19 protein-coding genes, 1 tRNA gene and 2 pseudogenes are annotated in these 19,770 nt (G+C 60.1%); 12 read left to right on the forward strand and 10 right to left on the reverse strand.

Annotated elements, in window-relative coordinates; genetic code table 11:
• From QCL65_RS05075 to QCL65_RS05095, 5 genes are read right to left on the reverse strand one after another with little or no spacing between them, the layout of a single operon-like run.
• On the reverse strand, positions 1 to 1,362 hold the full coding sequence (locus QCL65_RS05075) for an FAD-dependent oxidoreductase (RefSeq protein WP_407315202.1): 1,362 nt from the start codon (positions 1,360 to 1,362) through the stop codon (positions 1 to 3).
• On the reverse strand, positions 1,359 to 1,649 hold the full coding sequence (locus tag QCL65_RS05080) for a (2Fe-2S)-binding protein (protein ID WP_407315203.1): 291 nt from the start codon (positions 1,647 to 1,649) through the stop codon (positions 1,359 to 1,361). Before QCL65_RS05080 ends, QCL65_RS05075 begins: the two co-directional genes overlap by 4 nt.
• Complete coding sequence (locus QCL65_RS05085; protein ID WP_407315204.1) at positions 1,650 to 2,444, reverse strand: ABC transporter permease; 795 nt, start codon at positions 2,442 to 2,444, stop codon at positions 1,650 to 1,652. It lies immediately after the preceding gene.
• A 3-nt stretch (positions 2,445 to 2,447) separates the two neighbouring features.
• The gene (locus QCL65_RS05090; protein ID WP_407315205.1) at positions 2,448 to 3,302 is read right to left on the reverse strand and encodes an ABC transporter permease; all 855 of its coding nucleotides are present in this window, start codon (positions 3,300 to 3,302) and stop codon (positions 2,448 to 2,450) included.
• A complete protein-coding gene (locus QCL65_RS05095; RefSeq protein ID WP_407315206.1) occupies positions 3,299 to 4,327 on the reverse strand; it encodes an ABC transporter ATP-binding protein in 1,029 nt (342 codons plus the stop codon). Before QCL65_RS05095 ends, QCL65_RS05090 begins: the two co-directional genes overlap by 4 nt.
• A 231-nt stretch (positions 4,328 to 4,558) precedes the next feature.
• On the opposite strand from QCL65_RS05095, the gene QCL65_RS05100 reads away from it, so the two are divergent.
• Together QCL65_RS05100 and QCL65_RS05105 are read left to right on the forward strand one after the other, a co-directional pair.
• Complete coding sequence (locus tag QCL65_RS05100; protein ID WP_407315207.1) at positions 4,559 to 5,389, forward strand: IclR family transcriptional regulator; 831 nt, start codon at positions 4,559 to 4,561, stop codon at positions 5,387 to 5,389.
• Between the two features lie 69 nt (positions 5,390 to 5,458).
• The gene (locus QCL65_RS05105; RefSeq protein WP_407315208.1) at positions 5,459 to 6,136 is read left to right on the forward strand and encodes a type 1 glutamine amidotransferase domain-containing protein; all 678 of its coding nucleotides are present in this window, start codon (positions 5,459 to 5,461) and stop codon (positions 6,134 to 6,136) included.
• A 15-nt stretch (positions 6,137 to 6,151) separates the two neighbouring features.
• Here QCL65_RS05105 and QCL65_RS05110 read toward each other — a convergent pair whose 3' ends face one another.
• Positions 6,152 to 6,457 carry an ArsR/SmtB family transcription factor gene (locus tag QCL65_RS05110; protein WP_407315209.1) on the reverse strand — a complete coding sequence of 102 codons (306 nt, stop codon included), beginning with the start codon at positions 6,455 to 6,457 and terminating at the stop codon, positions 6,152 to 6,154.
• Positions 6,458 to 6,533: 76 nt separating this feature from the next.
• Positions 6,534 to 7,658, reverse strand: a complete 1,125-nt coding sequence (locus tag QCL65_RS05115) for an alkene reductase (protein ID WP_407315210.1) — start codon at positions 7,656 to 7,658, stop codon at positions 6,534 to 6,536.
• A gap of 182 nt (positions 7,659 to 7,840) precedes the next feature.
• Between QCL65_RS05115 and QCL65_RS05120 the strand changes: the two are divergent.
• The 4 genes and pseudogenes from QCL65_RS05120 to QCL65_RS05135 form a co-directional block, all read left to right on the forward strand.
• Positions 7,841 to 8,608 (forward strand): annotated as a pseudogene (locus tag QCL65_RS05120) (MCP four helix bundle domain-containing protein); the annotation flags it as partial.
• 129 nt (positions 8,609 to 8,737) lie between these two features.
• Positions 8,738 to 9,466 (forward strand): methyl-accepting chemotaxis protein, encoded by a 729-nt coding sequence (locus QCL65_RS05125; RefSeq protein WP_407316673.1) that lies wholly within the window; start codon positions 8,738 to 8,740, stop codon positions 9,464 to 9,466.
• Positions 9,467 to 9,555: 89 nt separating this feature from the next.
• Positions 9,556 to 10,176 (forward strand): LysE family translocator, encoded by a 621-nt coding sequence (locus QCL65_RS05130; protein WP_407315211.1) that lies wholly within the window; start codon positions 9,556 to 9,558, stop codon positions 10,174 to 10,176.
• A gap of 34 nt (positions 10,177 to 10,210) precedes the next feature.
• Positions 10,211 to 10,915, forward strand: coding sequence for a tRNA (adenine(22)-N(1))-methyltransferase (locus tag QCL65_RS05135; protein ID WP_407315212.1), 705 nt, complete (start codon positions 10,211 to 10,213; stop codon positions 10,913 to 10,915).
• Here the strand turns inward: QCL65_RS05135 and QCL65_RS05140 are convergent.
• Complete coding sequence (locus tag QCL65_RS05140; RefSeq protein WP_407315213.1) at positions 10,912 to 11,118, reverse strand: hypothetical protein; 207 nt, start codon at positions 11,116 to 11,118, stop codon at positions 10,912 to 10,914. The genes QCL65_RS05135 and QCL65_RS05140 overlap by 4 nt on opposite strands.
• A 72-nt stretch (positions 11,119 to 11,190) precedes the next feature.
• Between QCL65_RS05140 and QCL65_RS05145 the strand changes: the two are divergent.
• Together QCL65_RS05145 and QCL65_RS05150 are read left to right on the forward strand one after the other, a co-directional pair.
• A pseudogene (locus QCL65_RS05145) lies at positions 11,191 to 12,216 on the forward strand (methyl-accepting chemotaxis protein); the annotation flags it as partial.
• 141 nt (positions 12,217 to 12,357) lie between these two features.
• Complete coding sequence (locus QCL65_RS05150; protein WP_407316675.1) at positions 12,358 to 13,071, forward strand: methyl-accepting chemotaxis protein; 714 nt, start codon at positions 12,358 to 12,360, stop codon at positions 13,069 to 13,071.
• 466 nt (positions 13,072 to 13,537) lie between these two features.
• On the opposite strand, the gene QCL65_RS05155 is transcribed toward QCL65_RS05150, so the two are convergent.
• Together QCL65_RS05155 and QCL65_RS05160 are read right to left on the reverse strand one after the other, a co-directional pair.
• Positions 13,538 to 14,782: a hypothetical protein gene (locus QCL65_RS05155; RefSeq protein ID WP_407315214.1), complete on the reverse strand. Its 1,245-nt coding sequence runs from the start codon at positions 14,780 to 14,782 to the stop codon at positions 13,538 to 13,540.
• Positions 14,783 to 15,062: 280 nt separating this feature from the next.
• Positions 15,063 to 15,147, reverse strand: a tRNA-Leu gene (locus QCL65_RS05160).
• A 109-nt stretch (positions 15,148 to 15,256) separates the two neighbouring features.
• Between QCL65_RS05160 and queA the strand changes: the two genes are divergently transcribed.
• The 4 genes from queA (at position 15,257) to secD (ending at position 19,764) form a co-directional block, all read left to right on the forward strand.
• Positions 15,257 to 16,321: a tRNA preQ1(34) S-adenosylmethionine ribosyltransferase-isomerase QueA gene (gene queA / locus QCL65_RS05165; protein ID WP_407315215.1), complete on the forward strand. Its 1,065-nt coding sequence runs from the start codon at positions 15,257 to 15,259 to the stop codon at positions 16,319 to 16,321.
• Positions 16,322 to 16,335: 14 nt separating this feature from the next.
• Positions 16,336 to 17,451, forward strand: coding sequence for a tRNA guanosine(34) transglycosylase Tgt (gene tgt, locus QCL65_RS05170; protein WP_407316677.1), 1,116 nt, complete (start codon positions 16,336 to 16,338; stop codon positions 17,449 to 17,451).
• Between the two features lie 46 nt (positions 17,452 to 17,497).
• On the forward strand, positions 17,498 to 17,833 hold the full coding sequence (gene yajC / locus QCL65_RS05175) for a preprotein translocase subunit YajC (protein WP_407315216.1): 336 nt from the start codon (positions 17,498 to 17,500) through the stop codon (positions 17,831 to 17,833).
• Positions 17,834 to 17,895: 62 nt separating this feature from the next.
• Positions 17,896 to 19,764: a protein translocase subunit SecD gene (secD, locus tag QCL65_RS05180; protein ID WP_407315217.1), complete on the forward strand. Its 1,869-nt coding sequence runs from the start codon at positions 17,896 to 17,898 to the stop codon at positions 19,762 to 19,764.
• The last annotated feature ends 6 nt before the right edge of the window (positions 19,765 to 19,770 follow it).

Consider the following 19,770-nt stretch of genomic DNA (forward strand, 5'->3'; position numbering starts at 1 on the left):
TCACGGGGCGCTCTCCACACCGAAGGGTAATGGCTTGATCGGGGCTTGCCCGCGCAGCCTGCCGATTTGCTCCAGGTCACGACCACTGCGCTGGGCGATCAGCTCGGCGGCGGCTGCGCCGCACATGCGCCCTTGGCAGCGGCCCATGCCCACCCGGCACATGGCTTTAACGCGGTTGATTTCCCAGTGGCCGTCGTCGACCACGGCGCGGATCTGCCCGGCGCTCACCTCTTCGCAGCGGCACACCGGCAGCGTGTCGGGCGCTTGCGCCGCCCAGCTTTGCGGGAACGGAAACGCACGTTCCAGGCCCCTGCGAAACGCCTCGATGGTGGCTAGCCGACGCTCCAGCGCGGCGCAATGTTGGGCGTCGACCGCGTGCCCCAGGTCTTGCAGCAAGGCCAAGGCGGCTCGTTCGCCAGCCAACTCGGCGGCGTCCGCGCCCATGATGCCGGCACCGTCACCGGCCAGATAAACGCCCGGCACCGAGCTACGCCCGGCACTGTCCCGGCGCGGCAGCCACGCTCGGTTCAGCGGGCTCCAGGCGAATTCGCAATCGAGCAGGTCGGCCAACTGGGTTTCACTGCGCAGGGCATGGGCGAACGCTACGGCGTCGCAATCCATGTGCCACGCCTGGCCACTTTGCTCCCAGGCGATGGCTTGGGTGCGCCGTTGGCCTTCGATGCGGGTGAGCGTCGCGCCCTGGTGCACGGCAATGCCGTGGGCGGTTAGCCAGGCTCGGTAGTACAGGCCCTTTGCTAGAGTCGTGGGTTGGCGCAGCAGGCTGGGCACGGCGCGGCACTGGGCACTGAAGGGCGCACTGTCGAGCACGGCCAGCACCTTGGCGCCGGCTTTGGCATATTGGTAAGCCACCAAGTAGAGCAATGGCCCGCTGCCGCAGAAGACCACTCGCTCACCAATGCTGCAGCCCTGGAACTTCAGCGCGATCTGCGCCGCTCCCAGGCTGTAGACGCCCGGTAAGGTCCAGCCTGGAACCGGCAAAATGCGGTCGGTAGCCCCGGTGGCGATGATCAGCCGGGGCGCCGCCAACTGGCCCACTACGCCCTCGCACAAGGTGTCCAACTGGCCGTTTTGCGCATTCCACACCAAAGTATTGGGACGGTAATCCAGCTGTGCTGCCAGGGTGTCCATGGTGGCGTGAAGGGCCTGCGCTTTGCCCGCCTCGAAGCCATACAGTTGCCGACCTGGGCGCTTAAAGTTAGTTGGCTGGCGGCGGTAGATTTGCCCACCCGCGCGCGCGGCTTCGTCCACCACGCAGGGCGTGAGCCCGTGGGCCAGCAACGTTTCGGCGGCGCGAATACCGGCCGGGCCGGCGCCGACGATCACCGCGCAAGGCGCGCTCACAGGCGCCTCCCGGGGTCTCGGCTGACCACCATGCCAGCTTCCAAGGCCGTGGCGCAGGCGCGCACCCGGCGCCCGTCGCCCAAGCGTACCCAGCAGTCCTGGCAAGCGCCCATCAGGCAAAAACCGGCGCGCGGTTCGGCGCTGAAGTCACTGCCGCGCAGGTGCTCTTCAGTCAGCAGCACGGCTGTTAGCAGGGTGTCGCCCAGCAAGCCTGAGGCGGCCTGGCCGTCGAGGGTGAAGGGCAGGGGCGGGCGGTCGAGCTCAACCAAGCGCTTGAACAGGGCCATTTAATGTTTTCCTACCAAAACCCGATCCAGGCCATACACCCGGTCGAGCAGAATCATGGTCAGTGCGGTGAGGGCGATGACCAGGGCCGACACGGCGGCCATCATTGGGTCAATGGACTCGGTGGCGTACACATACATGCGTACGGGCAAGGTTTGGGTCGCAGGCGAGGTGACGAAAATCGACAGAGTCACCTCGTCGAAACTATTGATGAACGCCAGCAACCAGCCGCCTGCCACGCCGGGCAGAATCATCGGCAGGGTGATCTGGCGAAACAGGGTAAAGCGGCTGGCACCCAGGGATTCGGCGGCTTGCTCGGCACTGCGATCGATACCAATGGCGGCGGCGATCACCAGGCGTAGTACATAAGGGGTAATGACCACCACATGGGCCAGGATCAGCCAGGCGAAGCTGCCATTGACGCCCATCAGCGCGAACAGTCGTAGCATGGCCACCCCCAGCACCAGGTGCGGGATGATGATGGGCGAAAGGAACAAGCCGTTGAGAAAATCGCGGCCTGGGAACTGATAGCGGGTTATCGCCAACGCGGCGGGCACGGCGATCAGGGTCGCCAGGCTGGCAGAAAGAAAAGCCAGCAGCAGGCTGTTATAGAAAGCGTCGATAAAGTCTGCCCGCTCGAAGACTGCCTTGAACCAGCGCAGGGAAAACTCGCCGGTGGGCAGGCTCAGGGTGTTCTCTGGGGTAAACGCCACCAGGCACACCACCACCAGCGGTGCCAGCATGAACACCACCACCAGGGCATGGAAGCCAAGCGCCAAAGGGCCGTTTCTGGACATCGATCATTCCCCCAGGGTTTTCTTGTAACGGCCTTCGACCAAGCGGTTCCAGGACAGCATGATCAACAGGTTGGCCAGCAACAGGACCACCGCGATGGTGGCCCCCATGGGCCAGTTCAGCTCAGAGAGGTATTGGTCATACACCACCGTGGCCACCATCTTCAGGCGCCGGCCGCCGAGCAAACCAGGGATGGCGAACGAACTGGCCGCCAGGCCGAATACGATCAGCGTGCCGGAGAGCACCCCGGGCATGATCTGCGGCAGCACCACCAAGCGCATCACCTTCGCCTGGCTGGCGCCCAGCGAGTGCGCGGCCTGCTCGGCGGCGGGGTCGAGCTTTTGCAGAGAGGTCCAGACCGGGATGATCATGAACGGCAGCATCACGTGCACCAGGGCGATGATCACGGCGAATGGGGTGTACAGCAGTTTCACCGGCCGCCCCCCGAGGGCGGCAATGCCTTGATTGATCAAGCCGTCGGCGCCCAACAGTAGGCTCCAGCCGAAGGCCCGCACGACCACCGAGACCAGCAAAGGCGTGAGGATCAGAATCAGAAAGATGGAGCGCCAGGGGCTGCCCATGCGGCTCAGGATGTAGGCTTCCGGCACGCCGATCAGTACGCACAGCAGCGTCACCAGGGCGCTGATCCAGAACGTCCGCCAGAAGATCTCGTAGAAATACGAGTCGCTGAACAGCGTGGCGTAATGGGCGAAAGTGTACTCAGCGCTTTTCACCCCTACCGAGTAGTCGAATACGTTGAACGACAACACCAACGTTAACCCCAGAGGCAGTACCAGCAGCCCAACGAACAAGGCCAGGGCGGGCGCCGACAGCAGGTAGCCGCGGGCTCGCTGGCTCATGCCGGCACCTCATCGGCGGCCAACACCCGCAGCAACTGCGCCGACCAGTCCAGCCCCACGGCGGCGCCAATGGCCAGGGGCGCTGAGCCATCGTTACGGCGTACCACAGTGATTTCACCCAACCCCGTGGTGACGCGATACAGCCACTGGCTGCCGAGAAAATAGCGGCTGCTGAGCTGGCCCTGCAGACGCCCGCTACCGGCTTGCACCAGGTCGATCTTCTCTGGACGCAAGCTCAGGCTCAGCACAGCGGTGTCCGGGTGCTGCGCCACCTGCGGGATGCCCTGCGTATCGACGGCGCCAGGCAGCAGGTTGGCCTTGCCGACGAAGCTTGAAATAAAACGCGTGCGCGGATGTTCGTAGAGGTTGTAGGGCTCGTCGATTTGGGTCACGCGGCCGGCTTGCATCACCACCACGCGATCGCTGATCGACAAGGCTTCGGATTGGTCGTGGGTCACCATCAGCGTGGTAATCCCCACCTCGCACTGGATGCGGCGGATTTCGAATTGCATTTCTTCGCGCAGGTTGGCGTCCAGGTTCGACAGCGGTTCATCGAGCAGCAATACCGGCGGTTCGATCACCAAGGCGCGGGCCAGGGCCACGCGCTGCCGTTGACCGCCGGAAAGCTCCCGCGGGTAGCGCTCGGCATGGGCGTCCAGGCGCACCAACTGCAATACCCGGTCGACCCGGCGCTGCAGGTCGGCGGCCGCCACCTTGCGCATCTTCAAACCGAAAGCGACGTTGTCGCGCACGCTCATATGGGGGAACAACGCGTAGCTCTGAAAAACCACGCCCAGGCCACGGCTGCTGGGTTTTTCATGGGTGATGTCACGACCGTCGAGGACAATGCGCCCGGCGCTGACGTCAACGAAACCGGCGATCATTTGCAGAGTGGTGGTCTTGCCGCAGCCCGAAGGGCCCAGCAAAGATACGAATTCGCCTTTGGCCACGGCCAGGTCGGTCGCAACCACCGCGTCGATGGAGCCATAGCGTTTGCACAGGCCTTGAAGCTGGAGAAATGCCATCGTCACCTTCCACCGGTCGTTGTCGAGTGTCATGGGCAGGTGCGAAGCCAGCAAGGTGGTGCAGGTGCGTGGCGCTCGATCTGAGTCGGCTGCCTTTCGAATTGTCTGATTCGCCCCTTGTGGACTCAGCCTACGCCGAAGCTTAGGATGCGCGAAAGATAGAATTTCACTGAGCGGTGATCTATTTTGATATTTATTCGCTGAATGAATTTAATCCCAGGTTTAATCGATATGGATTCCACTGAGCGAAATAACACGCAACAGGAAACTGGGGTTAGCAGCGTCTCGCGCTTGTTCGCCGTGCTCCGGCAGTTAGGGCAGGCGCCCCTGGGCGGCGAGCGGGTCACCCAGCTCGCCGAGCACATCGGTTTGTCGCAACCGACCACCCACCGGCTATTACGCAGCTTGGTGGACGAGGGCATGGTGGAGCAGGACGCACGCAGTAAACGCTACCGCTTGAGCCTTGAATTCTTTGCCCTGGCGGCCCGTGCAGGTAGCCAGGGCAGCTTGCGCGAACTGGTGCGCCCCAGCCTGTTGCGCCTATCGGCGTCCCTTGGCGATTCCCTGTTTTTGTTGGCCCGCAGCGGATTCGACGCGATTTGCCTGGACCGCAGCGAAGGGCCTTACCCGATACGCACCTTCACGGGCGACATCGGCGGCCGCGTAGCTTTGGGCGTCGGCCAAGGCAGCCTGGCGATCCTCGCGTTTCTGCCGCAAGCAGAGCGCGAGACGGTGATGCGCTACAACTTGCCGCGGTTGCGCGATTTCCATTTGTACGACGAGGTGTTTTTGCGCTCCGAAGTGGAGCAGGTGCGGGCCTTGGGTTACGCCGCCCGTAACACCGGGGTGTTGCCTGGCATGGCCGGCCTGGCCGTGCCGATCTTGAACCGGGAAGGTTACGCGGTGGCCGCCTTGAGCGTCGGTACCATTACCGACCGTCTAGGCCCTGACCGGCTGCCCACGGTGGTCGAGCTACTCAAGCGCGAGGCCGCTGAGATCGGGCCGAAAATCAACCCGTTCGATCCCACCCTGCGGCGCCCCTCGCAAAGCTTCGGGGCCTGATGCAGGGCACCAACGGCGTGATCACCTGTCAGACAGTATCTGCAACTTCCTTCACCCCGCGAGGACAGCATGAAGATTCTGATGGTTTTGACTTCCCACGACCAACTCGGCGACACCGGTAAGAAAACCGGTTTCTGGCTCGAAGAATTCGCCGCGCCGTATTACGTCTTCAAAGATGCCGGCGCGCAGCTGACCCTGGCATCGCCCAAAGGTGGCCAGCCGCCGCTGGACCCAAAAAGCGACGAGCCCGATGCGCAGACCGCCGCCACTGAGCGCTTTCGTAAAGACACCGACGCCCAGCAGGCTCTGGCCAACACCCACGTATTGGCTGAGATCAAGGCTGAGGGCTACGACGCTGTGTTTTACCCAGGCGGCCACGGCCCGCTGTGGGATCTGGCTGAAGATGCCCATTCCATCGCATTGATCCAAGACCTCTACGCGGCGGGCAAACCGGTGAGCGCGGTGTGCCACGCACCTGGCGTACTGCGCCACGTGAAGGCGGCCGATGGCAGCCCGCTGGTCAAAGGCAAGCGGGTCACCGGCTTCAGCAACACCGAAGAGGAAGCGGTGCAGTTGACTGACGTGGTGCCCTTCCTGGTGGAAGACGCGATGCGTGAAAACGGCGCCGAGTACTCCAAAGGCCCGGACTGGGGCAGCTATGTCGTCGCCGATGGTTTGCTGTTGACCGGGCAGAACCCTGGCTCGTCGGAAGCGACCGCCCAAGCGCTGCTTAAACTGCTTAAGTGAGTGGCCCGGCCAGCGCTACACGCGCTGGCCGAACTCGAGCAGCAACTGCTCGATGACCCCTTCGTTGCGCTTGTAGTAGGTCCATGGGCCGATGCGTTGCGAAGTCACCAGCTTTGCCCGTTGCAGGGCGGTGAGGTACAGCGACACGGTGGACTGCGACAGCCCCACCTTTTCCTGAATGATACTGACACAAACCCCGGTCACCTCAGGGTCGATCTCCTGGGTCGGGAAATGCACGCGCGGGTCTTTCAACCACGTCATGATCTGCAAACGTGTAGGGTTGGCCAGCGCTTTCAGCGCTTCGTGTAGGTCAAAGTTCATGGGGCGAGCCGGATTGAGATACCTGGGTATCAAGATATGCCGATCTCAACCATTTCACCAGCGCGCCCCTGTTCATTTAGCCTGTGTACACCGGGTAGTCGGTGTAGCCCACAGCGGTGCCACCGTACATCGACGCTGCGTCCAGCGGCTCCAATGGCCAGCCATTGCGCAGCCGTGCGGGCAGATCGGGGTTGGCGATAAACCAGCGACCGAAGCCCACTAGGTCGGCCCAGCCGGCTTCGATCACCTTGGCCGCGCGTGGGCCATCGTACTTGCCGGCGTACATCAACAGCCCGCTGAACGCTTCGCGTGCCGCCTGGCGGAAGCTGTCCGGCAGGGCGGGGGCGGCGTCCCAGTCGGCCTCGGCCATGGACACGTAACCAATGCCGATGGCCTGCATCGCCTTGATCGCTTCGATGTAGGTTTCATGGGGGTTGGCCTCGACCAGGCCAAGGTACACCCGTGCTTCGTCGGTACTGCTGAACAGAGGCGCAAAGCGCACGCCCACGCGTTCTTTACCCACGACATCCGCTACGGCCTGCGTGATTTCCCGCAGAAAGCGCAGACGATTGTGCAGTGAGCCGCCGTATTCGTCGGTGCGCTGGTTGCTATGGGCGCTGATGAATTGGTTCACCAGGTAGCCATTGGCGCAGTGCAGTTCGACACCGTCGAAACCGGCTTCCAGGGCGTTGCGTGCCGCCTGTGCGTACAGGTTGACCAAGTCTTTGACTTCGGCGGTGCTCAGCGCTCGCGGCGCGGAAGGTTCGGCCAGGGCGCCGGTGCCCGGCCCGGTCTCGATAAACACGCTGACGTTCTCGGCACGTATGGCCGAAGGCGCAATAGGTGCCTCGCCTTGGGGTTGCAATGAGGTATGGGAGACTCGGCCCACATGCCAGAGCTGAGCGAAAATCGGTTTGCCTTGCCCATGCACCGCAGCGGTCACCTGCTTCCAGCCGTCGATTTGCGCTTGGGAGTGCAGGCCTGGTGTCCAAGCATAACCCTGGCCGCGGGGTTCGATCTGAATGCCTTCGGTGATCAGCAAGCCGGCCGTGCTGCGTTGGCGGTAATACTCAGCCATGAGCGCGTTAGGAATATTGCCTGGCTGGCTACTGCGCGAGCGGGTCAGTGGGGGCAGCACCAGGCGGTTTTCCAGGGTCAGTGGGCCCAATTTGATCGGGGTCAATAGTGTTGTTTCGTACATGGGAAGTAGCCACGTGAAGAATGTGGGTTCGATAGTATTCTAATATTGAGATATATCAATATTATGATTTGCGGCGATTTGTCGCAGCTCGCTAAGTTGGATCCTCTCAAGAAGGCTCTATCTCGGCCGAGAAAGCCTTTACACCCTTGATCTCGCCGCCCTATCCATTCAGGTGCCCCCCAATGAATTTAAGACGTTTGAACATCGCCAAACGGACACTCATGTGTTTCGGTCTCATGGTGATCGTCATCCTCGCGTTCGGTGCGTTCAGCCTGATGCAACTGTCTAGCGTGCACGATGAGGGGTTGCGCATCGAGACCGACGCATTGCCCGGCGTCGGCACGGGGGATGACATTGCCATGGCTTTCGCCATGAGTCGCTTTCGCTCGGTCGAGCTGATCGCAATGCCTGAACCGGCGCAGTTGGAAACCAATTACACCCTACTGAAGAAAGAGCGCCAGAACTTCGCTGAGGCTATCCAGCGTTATCGGCCGCTGATTACCGCCAGTGACGAAAAAGCCCTGGTCGACAATATTGAACAGGCCTACGCCCAGTACATCCAGCTTTCCGAACAAGTTTACGGGTTGGTCAAAGCCAATGACCTGGCGCCTGCGCGCCTGTTGGTCAAAGGCGAAATGAGCAATGTTGCCAAGCAACTGACGGACCTCCTCAGCCAGCTGGAAAAACTCAACGACGATTCTGCCAACAACTCGGGCGAAGTCGCTGCGGCCGCCTACGGCAGTGCACGCTCCGGGGCGTTTGTCTTCATCATGATTACAGTCGTGCTGACGTTGCTCCTGGCCTGGCGCCTGACCCTGTCACTGGCAGTTCCTCTGAAGCAGGCGGTCGGTGCGGCCCAGACCATCGCCCAGGGCAACCTCACCGGGGCGATCGATACCAGCGGCAGCGACGAGCCGGCCCAACTGCTGCAATCGATGGCGCTGATGCGTGACAACCTGCGCAACACCCTGCAGCAAGTCGCCGGTGCGTCCAGTCAGTTGTCCACGGCGTCATCGCAGATGACCTCGCAAATGCGCCAGAGCGCTTCGGACCTGCACCAGCAGCATCAGGAAATCGAAATGGCCGCCGCCGCCGTGACCGAAATGAGCCAGGCCGTAGAGGAAGTCGCCAGTAACGCGGTGGCCACTTCGACCGAGTCCAAGGCTTCGGCCAAGTCCACCCAGGACGGCCAGGCCCAGCTCAACCTGACCCTAGGCTCCATCGACGCCTTGACCCGCAATGTCGAAGAAGCCGCCGACCAGGCCAAGGCCCTGGCCATGCGTACGGCCGATATCACCAAGGTGCTGGAAGTGATCCGCGCGGTCTCTGAGCAGACCAACCTGTTGGCCCTCAACGCCGCCATCGAAGCCGCACGCGCCGGTGACGCCGGGCGCGGCTTTGCGGTGGTTGCCGACGAAGTGCGGGCACTGGCCCAACGCACGGGGGAATCGACCCGAGAAATCGAAAGCATGATCGGCAGCATTCAGCAGGGCACCAAACAAACCCTCGATGCTCTGCAAAGCAGCACCGACAGTGCCAAACAAACCCAACGCCAGGCCGAGTCGGCCAGCGCAGCCCTGGGTGTGATCGCCGAGTCGGTGCTCAAAATCGATGAGCGCAACACCGTGATTGCCAGCGCCGCCGAAGAGCAAGCGCAGGTGGCGCGGGAAGTCGACCACAACCTGGTACGCATCCGCGACCTGTCGGTCAACACCGCCGCCGGTGCGCAGCAGACCGACGCGTCCAGCCAGGCTTTGGCTGGGCTAGCGGTGGAGCTCAACGGCGCTTTACGGCGGTTTGTGATGTAACGCAGCGCACTGCGGGCGCGGCTCGCCGCCGATCTGCTAATCTGGGCGGCGATGCATCCGCTGCCCCAGAAGAGCTCGATAGGCCCCCTATGAACCTCGCCACCCTTGCGCTGTTTCTCCCCGCCTGCTTCGCCCTGAACATGGCCCCCGGGCCGAACAACCTGCTCTCGATCAGTAACGCCAGCCGCTACGGCTATCGCATGGCCTGCCTGGCGGGTGGCGGGCGCCTGTTGGCGTTTACCGGCATGATTGCCCTCGCGTCCGTAGGGTTGGCGGCGGTGTTGCAAGCCTCTGAATTACTGTTCTACGGGATCAAAATCGTAGGGGCCGGGTATTTGTTTTACCTTGCCTATCAACTTTGGAACGCCGCCCCGAACAGCCAAGCCCATGCGACGGATGCTCCAGTGAAGCTTTTGGGCCTAGCCCGCCAGGAGTTTCTGGTGGCGGCGGGCAACCCCAAAGCCATCTTGATCTTTACCGCATTCCTGCCGCAATTCGTCGACCCAGCCCAGGCCATGACCGCGCAATTCGCCACCCTCGGCGCGCTATTTCTGCTGCTGGAATGGGTTGCCATCAGCCTCTATGCCTACATGGGCTTGCACATGCGCCGGTGGTTCGCCACACCCAAGGGCCAGCGCCTATTCAACCGTTGCTGTGCAGGGTTATTGGCGGCGGCGGCTTCCGTTTTATTGGCGGCCAAGCGCACGTGACGCCGGCCTGCCGCCGTTTGCACAGAGGTTATCGTTGAATCCACAGACACTGTCCGCACGCCTGGAACGCGTCGCCGCGCTCGTACCGGCCGGCGCACGCTTGGCCGACATCGGCTCGGACCACGCTTACCTGCCCGTGGCGTTGATGCACCGCGGGGCGATCACTTTCGCGGTGGCGGGGGAGCTGGCGCTGACCCCATTTCACGCGGCTGAACGCACCGTGTACGACAATCAACTGGGTGAGCGCATCAGCGTACGCCACGCCGACGGCCTGGCGGCCATCCAACCCCAAGACCAGATCAGCGCGATCAGCCTCTGCGGCATGGGCGGCGAAACTATCCGCGACATCCTTGACAGCGGCAAAGCGCACCTCAGCGGCCTAGAACGCTTGATCCTGCAACCCAACGGCGGCGAACAACCCCTGCGCCAATGGCTGATGGACCACAACTATCGCATCCTCCACGAAGACGCCCTGCGGGAAAATCGCTTCGACTACGAAATCATCGTCGCCGACCGCACCGGGCCAGTGCGCTACAGCCCCGAGGAACTCTACTTCGGGCCCCTGCAACTGCAAGCGCGCACCCCGGCGTTTTTGCTCAAGTGGCAGCGGCGGTTGCGGCTCAAGCAGAAGACTTTGGCCCAATTTGCCCGGTCGCGCCAAGGCGTGGCGCAGGAGAAAGCGCAGGGGGTAGCGCGGGAGGTGGGGTGGATTATGGCGTTGTTGGGGGAGGGGGACTAGTTGCACAGTCGAGCCATTTGCCGCTTGGCTGGTGTTTGCGGCGGTGCAGAAATCGCCCCTAAAAGACTCACTGGATCAAAAAAGTGAACTTTTTGCCAGTCTTTTTGTATGCGGAAAATTGATCGACCTAATAGCGGTTTGTCAACGGTTTTGCTTAAAGTTTTCCTCCAGTCCGCCGATGTTTTGAGCTGTAGCAATGGCATGGAGTCGCCCCTTGCTGCGTCGAAAATCGATAACTCTGAGAGGGCGGCATGCTAAAAAGTTTATTAGTTAATATGAGCGTTAAGTCGAAACTTATACTCGGCTTCACTTTGGTGATCATATTCACGCTACTGATCGCCTTGACCGGCTGGAGAGGCATCTCCTCACTGAGCGAACGTAGCCAGCGCGTGTCCGACATCGCGCAACTCACCACGCTCACGCGGGACATGCGTATCGCCCGGTTGGTCTATAGCCTGAGCTCGGACGAGGCCAATGGCGCCAGTTGGTTGAAGGCCTATGACAATCTCGACGGTCATCTGGCTTATCTGCGCGAGATCCTCGATTCCGATGTAAATACTCCCCATGTGAAAACCGCGACGGCAGCGATGACCGTTTACAAAGGTTTCTACAATGACGTCATCAACGCGACCCGCGCTCGTGAGGCGAGCCGAGCCTTGTTTGTTGACTTAGGAGACCAAGCCACGGAGAAGTTACAACAACTGGATACCCTGGCCAATTCGCCGGATGGGTCAGTGTCTGAGCGCGACGCTATCAGGCAAACGCTGATGCTATTTCAGAAAATGCGCTTGGATGTCCGCGGCTACACTTACACGCTAAAACCCGATGCTCAGCAGGTGGCGATGGCCTCCGTTGCGACGTTCATTGATAGTCTCAATGCGTTGGAAACCGCTGGATTCGCCACCGACGCCGTGAAGAGTCTCGGCGATACGCTGGGTAAATATAAGGCTGCCATTAATAAATTTTCAGACGATCAAGTCGCAATCAACCAAGGGCAGGCCGGTATCACAAAAACCATCGAAATCTTGCTGGGCGCTGCCGATCAGCTAGCCAAGAACCAAGTTTCGCTGCGTATCGAGGATGTGAGTCAAGCCGGCAAAATGCTCATCCTGTGGCTCAGTGTCGCGCTTATCCTCAGCGCCTTGGCCGCGTGGGTCATCACCCGCCTGATCGTCGGCCCACTCCATGAGGCGCTGCGATTGGCTGACCGAGTCGCCAATGGTGATTTGACGTACAACGAAGTCACGACCCGGCGTGATGAGCTCGGCTTGCTGCAAAACAGCATGGCTCGAATGACCACCAACCTGCGACAGCTGGTCGTCGGCCTGCGTGACGGCGTGACTCAGATAGCCAGCTCGGCCGTACAGTTGTCGGCCGTGACCGAGCAGACCAATGCAGGGGTCAATAGCCAGCGCAGCGAAACCGATCAGGTGGCAACGGCCATGAATGAAATGGCTGCCACGGTTCAGGAAGTCGCGAGAAATGCCGAGCAGGCCTCCCAGGCAGCCGTTAGCGCTTCGAAAGAAGCCCGAGACGGCGACGAAGTCGTTGCTAAAGCGGTGCTTCAGATCGAAAAACTTGCTACCGAGGTCGGCCACTCGAAGACGGCAATGGATGAATTGAAGCAAGAGAGCAACAAGATCGGCGGCGTGCTGGACGTCATCAAGGCTGTCGCCGAGCAAACCAACTTACTGGCCCTCAACGCCGCCATTGAAGCCGCACGCGCGGGTGAAGCCGGGCGGGGTTTCGCCGTGGTGGCGGATGAAGTCAGAAGCCTGGCGCAGCGTACTCAAAGCTCCACCGAAGAAATTGCGACATTGATCGGTGGTTTGCACAGCCGAACCGCACAGGTGGCTACCACCCTGGAAAACAGCCGCCTGCTGACCGATAACAGCGTCGCATTGGCGCGCGATGCCGGCGCCTCGATCGGCAACATCAGCCGCTCGATCTCAACCATAGAATCAATGAACCAACAGATCGCAGCCTCAGCTGAAGAGCAAAGTTCGGTAGCTGAAGAGATCAACCGCAGTGTGCTCAGCGTGCGGGATATCTCCGAACAAACCGCTTCTGCCAGTGAAGAAACAGCTGCTTCTAGTGTTGAGTTGTCACGCTTGGGTGTGCATTTGCAGGGGCTGGTTAGCAAATTTACCGTATAAGCGCGCTGAGGCAGTGATCGTTGATCGGCGATCGGGCCGGGGCGGGGGGCCGCCCGCTCGCCTACTACGGTCGAGCGGAGTTTTCATGTGAGGAGCGCTGGATCAGGCTTCAGGCAGTACATAGTCTGCACCGCAATAGGTAGATGACTTTCCAGCGGTTCCCATTGCGGTGACGGGGGTATGTCTGGCTGTCAGCCAGGTGCAGACCCCTCCTTGGGCTGCTACATCATCATTTGCAGCTCTTTTGCTGGTGAGCTCGGCATTTATCAAGAGGATTATCACTAGGAGCGTTGGCGCATAAGCCACGTTTTTCATGGCGTGCAGCAGGTTTAGGTGCGCCCTTTTTTCCAGCGGAAAGAGAAGAACGCAGGTTGGCGCAAGAAATGGCCAAGGGGGAAGTCCTAATCTTCCGACTTTTCTCGAAGATCCGTCGCGCTAAATACGGTTGGGCGCTATCTGTACTCGTTCAAAGGCCAATCGCACATTTGCGCTGACGGGATATGGGCCGAGGTATTTGGGTCTGCACGGGAGCAGGAACTAGGCATTCGGCGGCGGGCATACTTATAGAGAGCTTCTTGGCGATCTCGGAGAACCTTACTTTAGAGGCTGTGATTGATACGCAGACCTCAGCATAAGTCTCAACATATTTAAGTTTTACCGAAGCATGCTGGCCAGGGCACAAAAGCAAGATATCACCAAACTGAAACTGCCTGAACGCAAATACTTTGTAGAGCTCAGTGTCATCGATGAGTGGCGTTGTTTTCCACTGGGTATACGGGAACAACGACTTGGGGTAGTCTTTTTTGTCCAGGGTATACTCGAACGGACGTGGATCCCGAATTTTGAGAAGGTGTGCGCCCGAAAAAACGCCCAAGTCGAATACGGATGGAAGTAGTATTACGTTAATTATCATAACTCCCGCCAAGGCGCGCATTGCATAGCGTAGCCGAGTATCAAACGGTTTGTTTGAGATAAAAAACACCAGCGGGGCCACTAGGCTACTGCTCATCAACAATATGAAATAACCACCGACCTCCAACATTGCCATTAGCCCTTCTTCAGCGCCGCGCCATGTCAGGAGGATGATCTGCGCGGGAAATAAACCCACCATGGATGTTGTCCACGCGAGGCAACCAACCCCTATCACCCGGTCCCACTTATACCCCCATGGGTCTATGCCATCAACCGGAGCCTTGCGGAAAACCGCCTTCCCGGCGGCTGAAGTCTGACGCGATAATACCGCTATGCCGAGTGCAGAAATCAACGCCAAGCCTATGATTGCAATCCAGGGATGGCTAAGTTGTGAAGGTATAAACAGTATGTAAGCCATTAGTGCTACGAACGCGATCATCACGATTGCCGCTAATCCTCTAGCTACATCAGCACGGTGATGTTCATCCGGTGAAGCCGTTTGCATTGAGAATATGAAAAAAACAGTTGGAATAGAAAGTGTTAGATACAGCAGAAAAAAGCCCAGAACGGCAAAGGCCAGCCAGACGAACAACGCTGATGGACTCCCAATAACGCTAAGCAATAGCTCAGGGTGGCCGACAGCCCAGAGATATCTAGCAAACAACATGATTGAGCTAATAATGGCCAGCGGAGCGAACCACCATTTGTTTTCATTCAGCGCTTTAAGTGCTGACTTCCAGGTTGGCTCCTGCGAAGCGATGGGCATGCTTGTAGCGGTAGAGCTTGGTGTGCTTGACATGGTCAATTCCTTTTGGTTGCAACAAGTGAATGCCTTTCATCTCGAATTCAGGCAGGCCGGCAATGCATGGCTTGTACATCGCATGCAGTATCAGCTCCGTAACCTAGTTTTTTTTATTACTGGAGGTATTGGGAATCTATGCAGCCAAGCTTTTAGCGCGCTGGCCGCGCGCGCAAGGAGGACATTAAGCTGGCTCAGGCCATGAGCCTCGGAAAGCTTAGCCTCTGGCCTTTTTCTGCAGCCGAAAAAAAACCTTGCCAGTGCAAGGTTTTTTAAATTTTGGTGCCCCGAGGGAGACTCGAACTCCCACTCCTTTCGAAAACGGATTTTGAATCCGCCGCGTCTACCAATTCCGCCATCAGGGCTGACAGGCGGCGAAGTATAGAGAGGCTACGACCGTTGGTCAATCATGTTTCGTGGTGAAATTTGAAGAAATTTGCTAGACTTTTCAACCCTGTCGAACCGAACCTCATCATGCTTGTCTCCGATTTCTCCTTCGAACTCCCAGATTCCTTGATCGCCCGCCATCCCCTGGCCGAGCGCCACGGCAGCCGGCTGTTGGTGCTCGATGGCCCCAGTGGGGCGTTGGCGCATCGTCAATTTCCCGATTTGCTTGAGTATCTCCGGCCGGGCGACCTGATGGTCTTTAACAATACCCGGGTGATTCCGGCGCGGGTGTTTGGCCAGAAAGCGTCGGGCGGCAAGGTGGAGATTTTGGTGGAGCGGGTGCTGGACAGCCATCGGGTGTTGGCCCATGTGCGTTCGAGCAAGTCGCCCAAGCCTGGCTCGATGATTGTGCTGGAGGGTGGTGGCGAAGCGCAGATGCTGGCGCGGCACGATACGTTGTTCGAGCTGCGTTTTAGTGAAGACGTGCTGCCGTTGCTTGACCGCGTCGGGCATATGCCGTTGCCTCCTTATATAGACCGCCCGGACGAAGGTGCGGATCGCGAGCGCTACCAGACCGTTTACGCCGAGCGTGCCGGGGCGGTGGCAGCGCCGACGGCGGGGCTGCACTTCGACCAGGGGCTGTTGGAGCAGATCGCAGCCAAGGGGGTCGAGACCGCGTTCGTGACCTTGCACGTGGGCGCGGGCACCTTTCAGCCGGTGCGGGTGGAGAAGCTGGAAGACCACCACATGCACAAAGAGTGGCTGGAGGTCAGCCAGGCGGTGGTGGATGCGGTCGTCGCCTGCAAGCAGCGCGGCGGGCGGGTCATCGCGGTGGGTACGACCAGCGTGCGTTCGCTGGAGAGCGCGGCGCGCAGTGGCCAACTGCAGCCGTTCAGTGGCGACACCGATATCTTTATTTTCCCAGGCCGGCCGTTTCATGTGGTCGATGCCCTGGTGACCAATTTTCATTTGCCCGAGTCCACGCTGTTGATGCTGGTCTCGGCGTTCGCCGGTTACCCGGAGACGATCGAGGCCTACCGGGCTGCCGTTGATCACGAGTACCGCTTCTTTAGTTACGGTGATGCCATGTTCATCACCCGCAATCCGGCGCCGCGCGGCCCACACGCCAGCGCGCCAGGGGAAACCGCATGAGTCGCACTTGCCGTATGTCGTTTGAGTTGCTGGCCACGGACGGCAAAGCCCGTCGAGGCCGCCTGACCTTTCCCCGTGGCGTTGTGGAAACCCCGGCGTTTATGCCGGTGGGCACCTACGGCACGGTCAAGGGTATGTTGCCGCGGGACATCGAAGCCACCGGCGCGCAGATGATCCTGGGTAACACCTTTCACCTGTGGCTGCGGCCCGGTACCGAGGTGATCAAGGCCCACGGCGACCTGCACGACTTCATGCAGTGGAACGGGCCGATTCTGACCGACTCCGGCGGCTTCCAGGTGTTTAGCCTGGGCGCGATGCGCAAGATCAAAGAGGAGGGCGTGTATTTCGCATCCCCGGTCGATGGCGCCAAGGTGTTTATGGGGCCTGAAGAATCCATGCAGGTGCAGCGCGATCTGGGCTCCGACGTGGTGATGATTTTCGACGAATGCACGCCGTACCCGGCCGACGAAGACGTGGCGCGGGTGTCCATGGAGCTGTCGCTGCGTTGGGCATTACGCTCGAAAGCGGCCCACGGTGAAAACACTGCGGCGTTGTTCGGCATCGTCCAGGGCGGCATGCACGAGAACCTGCGCATGCGCTCCCTCGAGGGCCTGGAAGAGATCGGTTTCGACGGCCTGGCCATCGGTGGGCTGTCGGTGGGTGAGCCCAAGCATGAAATGATCAAAGTGCTCGACTACCTGCCGGGGCGCATGCCCGCTGACAAACCTCGTTACCTTATGGGGGTAGGCAAGCCTGAAGACTTGGTCGAGGGTGTTCGCCGCGGGGTCGACATGTTCGACTGCGTGATGCCTACGCGCAACGCGCGCAATGGGCATTTGTTCATCGACACGGGCGTGCTGAAGATCCGTAACGCGTTCCACCGTCATGACAACTCGCCGCTGGATGCCAGTTGCGATTGTTATACCTGCCAGAACTTCTCCCGCGCTTACTTGCACCATTTGGACAAGTGCGGCGAAATGCTCGGCAGCATGTTGAATACGATCCATAACTTGCGTCACTACCAGCGCCTGATGGCTGGTTTGCGCGAGGCTATTCAACAGGGTACATTGGCCGCCTTTGTCGAAGCCTTCTACGCCAAACGCGGGCTGCCTGTGCCGCCTTTGGAATAAGTTTCAACCCCTTCAAGCGTCAACTTTCTAGTCATTGGAGCACTGAATGAGCTTTCTGATCCCTGCCGCTTTCGCGGATGCCGCCGCCCCGGCTGCCGGCCCTGCCGGTTCTGGTTTCGAGTGGATTTTCCTGGTTGGTTTTCTGGTCATCTTTTACTTGATGATCTGGCGCCCTCAGGCCAAACGCGCCAAAGAGCAGAAGAACCTGCTCGGTGGTTTGCAAAAAGGTGACGAAGTGGTCACTTCCGGCGGTATCGCGGGCAAGATCAATAAGGTCACCGACGACTTCGTGGTCATTGAAGTGTCCGACACCGTTGAGCTGAAAATCCAGAAGGGCGCTATTGCCGCGACCCTGCCCAAGGGCACGCTCAAAGCGATCTAAGCAGTAGACTTTTACCATCGTCGGGGCGCGCAAGGCGCCCCGCGTCTTGAATGGGCGGCGTGATGCTGAACAAATACCCTCTGTGGAAATACATACTGATCCTGGCGGTGCTAGCGATCGGTTTTATTTATTCCGCACCGAATCTTTACCCTGATGACGCGGCCATTCAGGTCAGCGGCGCGAGCACGGCGCTGCAGGTCAATCAGGCTGATCTGGAACGTGTGAGCAAAGCGCTCACCGACGCCGGCATTCAGGTCAAGGGCGCTTCCCTGGCCGAAAATGGCAAAGGCGGCTTGCTGCGTCTGGTCAAGCAGGAAGACCAATTGCCGGCCAAGGACGTGGTGCGCAAAGCGCTCGGGGACGACTACGTCGTGGCCCTGAACCTGGCGCCGACCACTCCGCAGTGGCTGCGCAGCCTGGGTGCCAGCCCGATGAAGCTGGGCCTCGACCTTTCCGGCGGTGTGCACTTCCTGCTTGAAGTCGACATGGACAAAGCGCTCGATGCGCGCATGAAAGTCTATGAAGGCGAAGTCAAAACCCTGCTGCGCAAAGAGAAAGTCCGTTATCGCAGCCTGCCGCAACAAGGTGGCGCCATTCAGCTGGGCTTTAGCGATGATGCGTCTCGCGACCAGGCCCGCGACCTGATCCGTAAAAGCTTCACTGACTTCGAACTGACCACCGACACCCGTGGTGGTCTGTCGGTGCTGCGCTTGGCCATGACCCAAGCGAAGATCGCCGAGATTCGTGAATACTCGATCAAGCAGAACCTGACCACCGTGCGTAACCGGGTCAACGAGCTTGGCGTTGCCGAGCCGCTGGTCCAGCGTCAGGGTGCCAACCGCATCGTGGTCGAGTTGCCAGGTGTACAGGACACGGCGGAAGCCAAGCGGATCCTCGGCAAAACGGCCAACCTGGAGTTCCGTTTGGGCGCTGGCCCGGACGACTCCCGCGCCACCACTGAAATGTTCGAGTTCCGCGAAGGCAATCGCCCTGCGGCGGCGGTCGAGCGTGGTTTGATCATCACCGGTGACCAGGTTACCGACGCCCAGGCCAGCTACGACGAGCACGGCCGCCCGCAAGTGAACATTCGCCTGGATGGCCACGGCGGCGACCTGATGAGCCGTGCCACGCGCAGCAACGTTGGGCGCAGCATGGCGGTGATCTTCATCGAGCAGCGGCCACTGACCAAGTACGTCAAGCAAACGGTTAATGGCGTCGAAAAAGACGTGCCGGTGCAAACTTTCACCGAAGAGAAGAAGATCATCAGCCTGGCGACCATTCAGTCGCCATTGGGTAGCCAGTTCCGCATCACCGGGCTGGATGGCCAGGGTGAGTCGTCCGAGCTGGCGCTGCTGCTGCGAGCGGGCGGCCTGGCCGCGCCGATGTACTTCGCCGAAGAACGCACCATTGGCCCGAGCCTGGGTGCGGACAACATCACCAAGGGTGTCGATGCGTCGTTGTGGGGCATGCTGTTCGTGTCGCTGTTCATCATGGCCATCTACCGGTTCTTCGGTCTGATCGCAACGGTCGCCCTGGCCTTCAACATGGTCATGCTGCTGGCGCTGATGTCCTTGCTGGGGGCTACACTGACCCTGCCGGGTATCGCCGGTATCGTCTTGACCATGGGTATGGCGGTGGACGCCAACGTGCTGATCTTCTCGCGGATCCGTGAGGAAATCGCCAATGGCATGTCGACCCAGCGGGCGATCCATGAAGGCTTCGATCGCGCCTATTCGGCGATCATCGACGCCAACCTGACCACCTTGCTGGTCGGCGGTATTCTGTTCGCCATGGGCACCGGCCCGGTTAAAGGGTTTGCGGTGACCATGTCCCTCGGGATCTTTACCTCGATGTTCACGGCCATCATGGTGACCCGCGCAATGGTCAACCTGACTTTTGGCGGGCGTGACTTCAAGAAGTTGTGGATTTAAGGGGCT

Source organism: Pseudomonas sp. nanlin1 (assembly GCF_045571515.1).
Lineage (GTDB): Bacteria > Pseudomonadota > Gammaproteobacteria > Pseudomonadales > Pseudomonadaceae > Aquipseudomonas.

What these genes read in the sequence shown, in the direction of transcription:
- QCL65_RS05080 (WP_407315203.1), bottom strand. Translation starts at nt 1,649, where the DNA reads ATGGCCCTGTTCAAGCGCTTGGTTGAGCTCGACCGCCCGCCCCTGCCC.
- QCL65_RS05085 (WP_407315204.1), bottom strand. Translation starts at nt 2,444, where the DNA reads ATGTCCAGAAACGGCCCTTTGGCGCTTGGCTTCCATGCCCTGGTGGTG.
- QCL65_RS05090 (WP_407315205.1), bottom strand. Translation starts at nt 3,302, where the DNA reads ATGAGCCAGCGAGCCCGCGGCTACCTGCTGTCGGCGCCCGCCCTGGCC.
- QCL65_RS05095 (WP_407315206.1), bottom strand. Translation starts at nt 4,327, where the DNA reads ATGGCATTTCTCCAGCTTCAAGGCCTGTGCAAACGCTATGGCTCCATC.
- QCL65_RS05100 (WP_407315207.1), top strand. Translation starts at nt 4,559, where the DNA reads ATGGATTCCACTGAGCGAAATAACACGCAACAGGAAACTGGGGTTAGC.
- QCL65_RS05105 (WP_407315208.1), top strand. Translation starts at nt 5,459, where the DNA reads ATGAAGATTCTGATGGTTTTGACTTCCCACGACCAACTCGGCGACACC.
- QCL65_RS05110 (WP_407315209.1), bottom strand. Translation starts at nt 6,457, where the DNA reads ATGAACTTTGACCTACACGAAGCGCTGAAAGCGCTGGCCAACCCTACA.
- QCL65_RS05115 (WP_407315210.1), bottom strand. Translation starts at nt 7,658, where the DNA reads ATGTACGAAACAACACTATTGACCCCGATCAAATTGGGCCCACTGACC.
- QCL65_RS05125 (WP_407316673.1), top strand. Translation starts at nt 8,738, where the DNA reads ATGGCCGCCGCCGCCGTGACCGAAATGAGCCAGGCCGTAGAGGAAGTC.
- QCL65_RS05130 (WP_407315211.1), top strand. Translation starts at nt 9,556, where the DNA reads ATGAACCTCGCCACCCTTGCGCTGTTTCTCCCCGCCTGCTTCGCCCTG.
- QCL65_RS05140 (WP_407315213.1), bottom strand. Translation starts at nt 11,118, where the DNA reads ATGCCATTGCTACAGCTCAAAACATCGGCGGACTGGAGGAAAACTTTA.
- QCL65_RS05150 (WP_407316675.1), top strand. Translation starts at nt 12,358, where the DNA reads ATGAATGAAATGGCTGCCACGGTTCAGGAAGTCGCGAGAAATGCCGAG.
- QCL65_RS05155 (WP_407315214.1), bottom strand. Translation starts at nt 14,782, where the DNA reads ATGTCAAGCACACCAAGCTCTACCGCTACAAGCATGCCCATCGCTTCG.
- queA (WP_407315215.1), top strand. Translation starts at nt 15,257, where the DNA reads ATGCTTGTCTCCGATTTCTCCTTCGAACTCCCAGATTCCTTGATCGCC.
- tgt (WP_407316677.1), top strand. Translation starts at nt 16,336, where the DNA reads ATGTCGTTTGAGTTGCTGGCCACGGACGGCAAAGCCCGTCGAGGCCGC.
- yajC (WP_407315216.1), top strand. Translation starts at nt 17,498, where the DNA reads ATGAGCTTTCTGATCCCTGCCGCTTTCGCGGATGCCGCCGCCCCGGCT.
- secD (WP_407315217.1), top strand. Translation starts at nt 17,896, where the DNA reads ATGCTGAACAAATACCCTCTGTGGAAATACATACTGATCCTGGCGGTG.